At 42.7% G+C, this 8,270-nt stretch carries 7 protein-coding genes, 10 tRNA genes and 2 rRNA genes; 18 read left to right on the top strand and 1 reads right to left on the bottom strand.

Annotated features, from left to right (window positions below; translation table 11 throughout):
- The 13 genes from ACTWPM_RS12845 to rocF all read left to right on the top strand — a co-directional run.
- Positions 1 to 126 (top strand): 23S ribosomal RNA (locus ACTWPM_RS12845); the annotation flags it as partial.
- 210 nt (positions 127 to 336) lie between these two features.
- Positions 337 to 450 (top strand): 5S ribosomal RNA (gene rrf, locus ACTWPM_RS12840).
- Positions 451 to 489: 39 nt separating this feature from the next.
- Positions 490 to 564, top strand: a tRNA-Asn gene (locus ACTWPM_RS12835).
- A gap of 3 nt (positions 565 to 567) precedes the next feature.
- Positions 568 to 639, top strand: a tRNA-Thr gene (locus ACTWPM_RS12830).
- Between the two features lie 19 nt (positions 640 to 658).
- Positions 659 to 733: transfer RNA gene (locus ACTWPM_RS12825), tRNA-Glu, on the top strand.
- A gap of 6 nt (positions 734 to 739) precedes the next feature.
- Positions 740 to 815 (top strand) — tRNA-Val (locus tag ACTWPM_RS12820).
- Between the two features lie 17 nt (positions 816 to 832).
- Positions 833 to 908, top strand: a tRNA-Thr gene (locus ACTWPM_RS12815).
- Between the two features lie 22 nt (positions 909 to 930).
- Positions 931 to 1,016 (top strand) — tRNA-Tyr (locus ACTWPM_RS12810).
- Between the two features lie 120 nt (positions 1,017 to 1,136).
- Positions 1,137 to 1,211: transfer RNA gene (locus tag ACTWPM_RS12805), tRNA-Gln, on the top strand.
- A gap of 290 nt (positions 1,212 to 1,501) precedes the next feature.
- Positions 1,502 to 1,574 (top strand) — tRNA-Lys (locus tag ACTWPM_RS12800).
- Positions 1,575 to 1,612: 38 nt separating this feature from the next.
- Positions 1,613 to 1,687 (top strand) — tRNA-Gly (locus ACTWPM_RS12795).
- 3 nt (positions 1,688 to 1,690) lie between these two features.
- Positions 1,691 to 1,763, top strand: a tRNA-Ala gene (locus ACTWPM_RS12790).
- A 213-nt stretch (positions 1,764 to 1,976) separates the two neighbouring features.
- The gene (gene rocF, locus ACTWPM_RS12785) at positions 1,977 to 2,879 is read left to right on the top strand and encodes an arginase (RefSeq protein ID WP_443133426.1); all 903 of its coding nucleotides are present in this window, start codon (positions 1,977 to 1,979) and stop codon (positions 2,877 to 2,879) included.
- Between the two features lie 24 nt (positions 2,880 to 2,903).
- Here rocF and ACTWPM_RS12780 read toward each other — a convergent pair whose 3' ends face one another.
- Entirely contained in the window at positions 2,904 to 3,077 is a 174-nt protein-coding gene (locus ACTWPM_RS12780; RefSeq protein ID WP_443133425.1) for a Spo0E family sporulation regulatory protein-aspartic acid phosphatase, read from the bottom strand.
- 160 nt (positions 3,078 to 3,237) lie between these two features.
- Between ACTWPM_RS12780 and sigW the strand changes: the two genes are divergently transcribed.
- The 5 genes from sigW to glmM all read left to right on the top strand — a co-directional run bounded on the left by sigW (position 3,238) and on the right by glmM (position 7,885).
- Positions 3,238 to 3,801 (top strand): RNA polymerase sigma factor SigW, encoded by a 564-nt coding sequence (gene sigW / locus ACTWPM_RS12775; protein WP_014641465.1) that lies wholly within the window; start codon positions 3,238 to 3,240, stop codon positions 3,799 to 3,801.
- Between the two features lie 13 nt (positions 3,802 to 3,814).
- Positions 3,815 to 4,477, top strand: a complete 663-nt coding sequence (locus ACTWPM_RS12770; protein ID WP_443133424.1) for a zf-HC2 domain-containing protein — start codon at positions 3,815 to 3,817, stop codon at positions 4,475 to 4,477.
- Between the two features lie 160 nt (positions 4,478 to 4,637).
- Positions 4,638 to 5,447, top strand: a complete 810-nt coding sequence (gene cdaA / locus ACTWPM_RS12765; protein ID WP_443133423.1) for a diadenylate cyclase CdaA — start codon at positions 4,638 to 4,640, stop codon at positions 5,445 to 5,447.
- Positions 5,440 to 6,393, top strand: coding sequence for a CdaR family protein (locus tag ACTWPM_RS12760; RefSeq protein WP_443133422.1), 954 nt, complete (start codon positions 5,440 to 5,442; stop codon positions 6,391 to 6,393). The genes cdaA and ACTWPM_RS12760 overlap by 8 nt, the downstream gene beginning before the upstream one ends.
- 139 nt (positions 6,394 to 6,532) lie before the next feature.
- Positions 6,533 to 7,885, top strand: a complete 1,353-nt coding sequence (gene glmM, locus ACTWPM_RS12755; RefSeq protein WP_443133421.1) for a phosphoglucosamine mutase — start codon at positions 6,533 to 6,535, stop codon at positions 7,883 to 7,885.
- Positions 7,886 to 8,270: the final 385 nt, after the last annotated feature.

Here is an 8,270-nt window from a genome sequence, read left to right as displayed (position 1 = left end):
GAGATGAGATTTCCCCTTACGCCAAGTAAGTAAGATCCCTCAGAGACGATGAGGTTGATAGGTCCGAGGTGGAAGCGTGGTGACACGTGGAGCTGACGGATACTAATGGATCGATGACTTATCTATCGTAAAAGGCGAAAGCGACTGGTCAGATCCGCCTGGCTAAGTAAGCTCGCAGCAGGGTTGTGTTCTTTCAACCCTGAAGAGAGATTGCTTAGAACAGTGAGGATCTAGGAGCTGTAGCCAGATTAAAAAGAAGTCGGAAGAGACGTTCGCTCGTCCGATGGTTGAATGATCCTTATCCGGTTTTGAGGGTTCACCTCGAACTGTATATGATGTGGTGGTGAAGGCGAAGAGGTCACACCTGTTCCCATGCCGAACACAGAAGTTAAGCTCTTCAGCGCCGATGGTAGTCGGGTCGATCCCCGTGAGAGTAGGACGCCGCCACGTCATTTCCCTTATACTTAGCATTTTTAAGCTTTATATTATTCCAACGTAGCTCAGTGGTAGAGCAATCGGCTGTTAACCGATTGGTCGTAGGTTCGAATCCTACCGTTGGAGCCACTTGCTTCCATAGCTCAGTGGTAGAGCACTTCCATGGTAAGGAAGGGGTCGCCGGTTCAAATCCGGCTGGAAGCTCTCAGAAGTATGTAAAAAAGGCCCGTTGGTCAAGTGGTTAAGACACCGCCCTTTCACGGCGGTATCACGGGTTCGAATCCCGTACGGGTCACCAAGTAATGGAGGATTAGCTCAGCTGGGAGAGCACTTGCCTTACAAGCAAGGGGTCGCAGGTTCGATCCCTGCATCCTCCACCATTCTAATTTCATAGTTAGCCGGCCTAGCTCAACTGGCAGAGCAACTGATTTGTAATCAGTAGGTTGGGGGTTCAAGTCCTCTGGCCGGCACCACTAAATGTTTTTTGACTAACGTGGAGGGATAGCGAAGTTGGCCAAACGCGGCGGACTGTAAATCCGCTCCCATCGGGTTCGTAGGTTCGAGTCCTACTCCCTCCACCATTTATTTAGTTGTTAGAGCATGGTTGATTGCTGATAGTACATAGATCAGCATATTTTTATGAAAAAATATATATTTATGTATATTATTTATTTCAATGACCATACTAACATTGTAATTGTTGGGCCATAGCCAAGCGGTAAGGCAACGGTTTTTGGTACCGTCATGCGCTGGTTCGAATCCAGCTGGCCCAGCCATTTTAATTCCTTCAATAAATTGACGGGATTTTTTATTTTTCGCTACATAATTTCTATGTTTATCCTTTATAAGCAGGGGTATGGATGAAATATACTTATGGTTCAAGTTCTTAAGCTGCTAGTGACGAGAGTTTAATTTTCATCGAGAGCCATTAGCTCAGTTGGTAGAGCAAGCCAGCTACTTGAATAGACTTCTTTGCAGGCTTGCGAGGAGTGAGGCTTCATTGAACCAACTTGCAACACGACGAGCATCTGACACACACTAGTAACGAGATCTTAAATTACATTACGAGCCATTAGCTCAGTTGGTAGAGCATCTGACTTTTAATCAGAGGGTCGAAGGTTCGAATCCTTCATGGCTCATTCCTTCAATACTTTAATGTTGTGACCGTTCTACTTATGCGGGAGTAGTTCAGTGGTAGAACACCACCTTGCCAAGGTGGGGGTCGCGGGTTCGAATCCCGTCTCCCGCTCCAAATGGGGCCTTAGCTCAGCTGGGAGAGCGCCTGCTTTGCACGCAGGAGGTCAGCGGTTCGATCCCGCTAGGCTCCACTCACAAGATTATGAATGTATTACGAAACTGACATCAGTAATGGATGTCAGTTTTTTTAGTTTTAGCCAAAACTTGCACGCAAAGTAAGTAATCATGCATGTGTGCCTCTTTTATGATGCCTATAGCCGCATATATATACACTAAGATGTCTAGTTGAGTCATTTATCAAAAAAAGGATACAATTAGAGTAGTGAATAAAGGAGGAAAAATAAATGAATAAACAAATTTCCGTTATTGGGGTGCCCATGGATTTGGGCCAAATGAGAAGAGGCGTCGATATGGGGCCGAGCGCGATTCGATATGCAGGGATGAGAGAGCGCTTAGAACAATTGAAATATGATATAGAAGATTTAGGAGATATTGATATTCCTTTACCTCCTCAGACAGGAAACGAGAAACTTGATAATTTAAGAAACTTGAATGAAATCTCTGAAGGAAGCCAAAGTTTAGCTGTAGAGGTGGATAAGGTTGTGAAAGAGGGACGCTTTCCTCTGGTACTTGGCGGGGACCACAGTATAGCGATGGGCACCTTAGCCGGCATAGCTAAACATTATGAGAATTTAGGAGTTATTTGGTACGATGCTCATGGGGATTTAAATACGGCTGACAGTTCACCTTCAGGTAACATCCATGGCATGCCTCTAGCGGTAAGCCTGGGAATAGGGCATGAGAAACTTACAAGCATCCATGGTTATGAACCTAAGATTAAGCCTGAGAATGTGGTGATTATCGGGGCCCGTTCATTAGATGAGGGCGAGCGTGAACTAATTAAGGAACGTGGAATTAAAGTTTATACCATGCACGAGGTTGACCGAATGGGCATGACTAAAGTGATGGAAGAAAGTGTAGAATACTTAAAAGGACGTACGGATGGTGTTCACCTGAGTCTCGATCTTGATGGATTGGATCCTCATGAAGCGCCGGGAGTCGGTACACCTGTAATTGGCGGCCTAAGCTACCGCGAAAGTCATTTAGCTATGGAAATGCTTTATCAGTCCGAAATGATTACTTCTGCGGAGTTCGTGGAAGTTAACCCGATTTTAGATGAAAAAAATAAGACCGCAAGTGTCGCAGTCGGTTTGATGGGGTCTTTATTTGGAGAAAGTTTAAAATAAAGTTTTTATTTACAGTAATCTGTCTCAGGCAGGTTGCTGTTCTTTTTGTTTAAGGTTTTCATATTCGTTCATAAGCTCGTCCAAACGAATACTCATCTGCAGGACCTCTTTGGAAGTTAATGAGTTCTTTCTTGCCGCCCTGCTCATTTCTTCACGACATGTTTCAATTTCATTAATTAAAAATATTTCCTGTTCCATGGAACATTCCTCCTATGTAAGTTTTTACATTTACTCTCTTATAACCCATACTAAAAGAAGTTAAACTTATAAAAAGATATATTTTTATATTTTTTTTGAAACTTAGACCAGAGGTCATCCGTAAAGGATATCGACCGCAAGTAAAGCGGAGGTATAGCAGATGGAAACCATGATTAAACAGAAAATTAAAGAAGTGAAAAAAGGGGACCAGTCAGCGTTTGAAGATATTGTATCTTTTTATCAGACCAAAGTGTACCATATTTGTTTACGTATGATTGGAAACGCCTATGAAGCTGAAGATCTTGCACAAGAAGCCTTTATCCGTGCTTATACAAATATCCATACGTTTGATGAGAAAAGGAAATTTTCAACTTGGTTATATCGAATTGCAACCAATTTGACAATCGACCGAATCCGTAAAAAGAAACCGGATTATCACCTCGATGCTGAAGTAAGAGGGACGGATGGACTGGATATGTATTCTCAATTGGCAGCTGACCAGGCTTTGCCGGAAGAAGAGGTGGAGAGCCTTGAACTTCAGAGTTATATCCATAAGGAAATATTGGCCTTGCCGCCTAAATACCGTAGTGTCATCGTATTACGTTATTTAGACGAGTTAGCACTTCAGGAAATAGCAGAAGTGCTGGACATCCCTGTAGGTACGGTGAAAACCAGGGTGCACCGCGGCAGGGAAGCATTGCGTAAAAGGCTTCGCCATGTGTAAAGGAGTTGAGGGAATGAATTGCAAAAAAGAAGCTATTTCACTCATGCATAAATATTTGGATGGGGAGCTAAATAGAGAAGAAGAGAGACGACTGCGTAACCATCTGCAAGCCTGTCCATCCTGTCAAAACCATTTTCATGAATTAAAGCGTTCGATTACGCTGATAAAAAATACAGGTCCTGCTTCGGCCCCGAGAAATTTTACGGCGAACGTAATGAGCAGTCTTCCTAAAGAGAAAAAACGGAAGAACTATATTCGAACCATGCAGCGTCATCCAATTTTAACGGCTGCAGCAGTATTTTTCATTCTTATGTTCAGTGGAATTTTTTCGGCTTGGAATCAGGATCACCATGTAACGGTGTCTAAACAAGAAAACCTGGAAATCAGGGATAATACCGTAATCGTTCCTGAAGGAGTTACGATTAACGACGATCTGGTCGTCCGGAATGGGGATTTAAAAATCCTTGGAAAAATAAAAGGCGATGTTACCATCATTAATGGTGATATTATTGATGGAAAGCCAAAGGGTGACATCGAAAATAATTTAGATTCAACCACCCTCCGTGCCTATACGGGAGAATTGACCGAGGTCAATCAAATCTATGAGTGGGTATGGTATCAAACGAAACATACAGTTACCGATCTCTTTTCGTTTGAATCAGATCAGGAGGAATAATCTCCAGGGTGAAACTTCACCCTGGTTTTTTTATACTGAAATTGTTCGTTTGAATTGAATAATGCTTCTCATATTCCGATAAATAGAAGTGTGATATAATAATACAGGTAAATTTTTTTCTAAAAATTGCTTGATCTTAAAAATAAAAGGAAGTGTAGGCATGCTTGATGGGGGATTTGATGTATTAGATTATTTCTTAATTACGGTTGATATCGCCCTTGTCTGGTTTGTTGTATATAAATTAATCATGCTGATTCAGGGGACGAAAGCCGTGCAGCTGCTAAAAGGTATTTTCGTCATCCTGGGTATATGGTTACTGAGTAATTTATTTGGACTTACCACGTTAAGGTGGTTAATGTCCCAGGCCATTACATGGGGTTTTCTTGCTATTATTATTCTTTTTCAGCCTGAACTCAGACGTGCATTAGAGCAATTGGGAAGAGGGAGTTTCTTCAGTAGAAATTCATCCGAAGAGGATACGACTGAAAAATCAATTCAGGCTATAATCAAATCATGTAATTATATGGCTAAGCGCCGTATAGGAGCCCTTATAACGATTGAAAGGGATACGGGAATGGGAGACTACGTTGAAACAGGGATCCGCGTTGGCGGCCACCTTTCCAGTGAATTATTGACCAACATATTTATCCCTAACACTCCGCTTCATGATGGTGCCGTAATACTTAAAAATGATGAAATAGTCGCAGCTGCCTGCTACTTGCCGTTGTCTGAAAGTCCTTTTATATCGAAGGAGCTTGGGACAAGACACCGGGCAGCAATGGGAATCAGTGAGGTTACTGATGCATTGACCATTGTGGTATCAGAAGAAACGGGAGCCATTTCATGTACGAAAAACGGAGAACTTCATAGAAACCTGGATCAAGAAAAACTGGAAGAAATCCTCCGGACAGAACTGGATTACTCCGCTGCAGTGAAAACCTGGAACTGGAGGGGGAAAAAGAATGGATAATTGGCTGAAAAGTGTATGGTTTATCCGAATTATTTCCTTGATTCTGGCAGGTTTACTATGGATTACAGTAAATGTTGATAATAATATGGACTCTGATTCGTTGTTCTTTAATGAAAATTCTTCAGATATGGAGACTATGGACAATATTCCACTGGAAATCAGATTTGACAGTGAAGAATATGTAGTAAGTGGATTGCCTCAGGAGGTTTCTGTAACAGTCGAAGGTCAGGCGAGTGTAGTTACTCCGGTGGTACGCCAGAAGAATTTCACGGTCTTTGTGGATTTAAATGGATTAGGTCCCGGCGTACACGAAGTTTCTCTTCAGCATTCAGGGATATCGAATCAGCTGTCTGTTACCCTGGAACCAAAGACTATCGAAGTCACTATTGAAGAAAAAGTCAGTGAGGATTTCGAAGTGCAGGTTGATTACCTGAATGAAAGCAGACTGGATAGTGAACTGGTTATAGAAGATCCGACGGTGGAACCGGAGATGGCAACAATTACAGGTTCAGCGTCTGTAGTAGATCGAGTGGCTTCTGTGAAATCTGTAATCGATGTTGGGTCAGCTCAAAGTTCGCTGGAAGATGTGGAAGCACCTGTGAAAGTATATGACGAGCAAGGCAATGAACTGAACGTGCTGGTAGATCCTACAACAGTTAAAGTGAATGTTCCAATATCGAAACGGAAGAAGGAAGTCCCTGTTGAGGTTACTGCACAAGGCGGGGCTCCTGAGGGGATAGTCGTCAATTCGGTGACTACTTCTACAGACACAGTTACGTTGTACGGCCCGGAAGATGTTTTGGCGGTTATCAATAAGCTGGAGGAGATTCCTGTAGATATAACTGAAGTTACGGAAGACCAGACACTGGAAGTGGACATTCCAGTTCCGGAAGGGGTTACCTCTGTGGAACCAGAAAAGCTTGAAGTGGATATTGAAGTGGAATGATATGGTCCCACAACAATTGAAAATGTTTCGCAGAGTGCTTTACCGATAACGTAAATTATCTATGGTTCTTTTCAGCGATCAAAAATAGATGCAGCTTAAGAATACAAACAGGTTCACTACAGAAAGAGAGGTTTTATTTATGGGAAAATATTTTGGAACGGACGGGGTCCGTGGTGTTGCTAATAAAGAACTGACCCCGGAACTTGCATTTAAACTTGGCAGATATGGTGGGTATGTGCTCACAAAAGAGGTTACAAAGCCTAAAGTCCTTATCGGACGTGATACACGAATATCCGGAGAAATGCTTGAAGGCGCTCTAGCTGCCGGTTTGTTATCCATTGGTGCTGAAGTTATGCGCCTTGGAGTTATTTCCACTCCGGGGGTAGCTTTTTTGACGAAAGCTCTTCAGGCAGAAGCAGGAATTATGATTTCTGCATCCCATAATCCCGTGGAGGATAATGGGATCAAGTTCTTTGGACCTGATGGTTTCAAATTAACAGAAGCTCAAGAACAAGAAATCGAAGAGCTGATTGATGGAGAGACAGATACACTTCCACGTCCATCCGGCTCTGATCTAGGACAAATTAATGACTATTTCGAAGGTGGACAAAAATACTTACAGCATCTTAAGCAGACAGTGGATTATGATTTTGATGGATTGCATATCGCATTAGACTGCGCACACGGTTCAACATCCTCACTGGCTTCTCATTTGTTTGCTGATTTAGAAGCTGATATCTCATCTATTGGTTCATCACCTGATGGATTGAATATCAACGAAGGTGTTGGATCAACCCATCCTGAAAAACTACAGGAACTGGTTAAGGAAAAAAGAGCGGACATTGGTCTTGCTTTTGACGGAGATGGAGACCGGTTAATTGCAGTGGATGAAAAAGGTAATATTGTTGATGGTGACCGCATTATGTATATTTGTGCTCAGTACATGAATGATAATGGCACGCTTGCTCATTCAACGGTCGTTTCAACGGTGATGAGTAATCTCGGTTTCTATAAGGCGTTAGAATCTAAAGGTATGAAGAGTGATAAAACTGCAGTAGGAGACCGGTATGTGATGGAAGAAATGCGCCGAGGCGGATATAATCTGGGTGGTGAACAATCAGGCCACATTATTTTCCTTGATCATAATACCACCGGCGACGGGCTTCTCTCTGCTCTTCAGCTTGTCAATGTTATGAAAGAAACAGGAAAGCCTCTGTCAGAGCTTGCCGGTGAAATGGAGAAATTTCCCCAAGTGCTTAAGAATGTGAAGGTCATTGATAAAAACAGAGTACAGACTCACCCGCGCGTTCAAGAAGCGATTCAGGCTGTAGAAGAAGAAATGGGGGACAGCGGACGGGTACTTGTCCGCCCTTCAGGAACTGAACCACTTGTACGTATTATGGTCGAAGCACCAACAGAGGAACAATGTGAAACCTACGTGAACAAAGTAGTAGAAGTAGTAGAAGAAGAACTGGGTATGAAAGAAGAATAAGGGTAAGGCGCAGGATGCACATGGGTGCATTCTGCGCATATTATATAGCGAGGTTTTTTCCAGGACCTTGGAATAAAGATTGACCTATAAATGAGGGTTCAGGTAAAATAAAAGCTGGCCTATAAAAAAATAAGTTTACCATAGCCCTGTTTTGGTAATGCAAGGTTAAGGGCCGGATTCTAGCATAGAAAAGGAGGAAAGAATTCAGTTTTTACTAAAAGCGCCAGGACTGTGTGCTGGAGAAGTAACACAGTTGACGAGGAGGAGGTTCATCGAACGTTCGGCGGATGCCTCCCAGTTGCTGCACTCAACTGGAAGTTCAAAGGTTAAACCAAAGAGGCGACTCTTTGCTCAAATCCTCTGAACATAGTGCTGAATAGTAAAG

This window comes from Halobacillus sp. K22, from assembly GCF_052246795.1.
GTDB lineage: Bacteria > Bacillota > Bacilli > Bacillales > Halobacillaceae > Halobacillus.
This window is presented reverse-complemented; position numbering and strand designations above follow the sequence as displayed.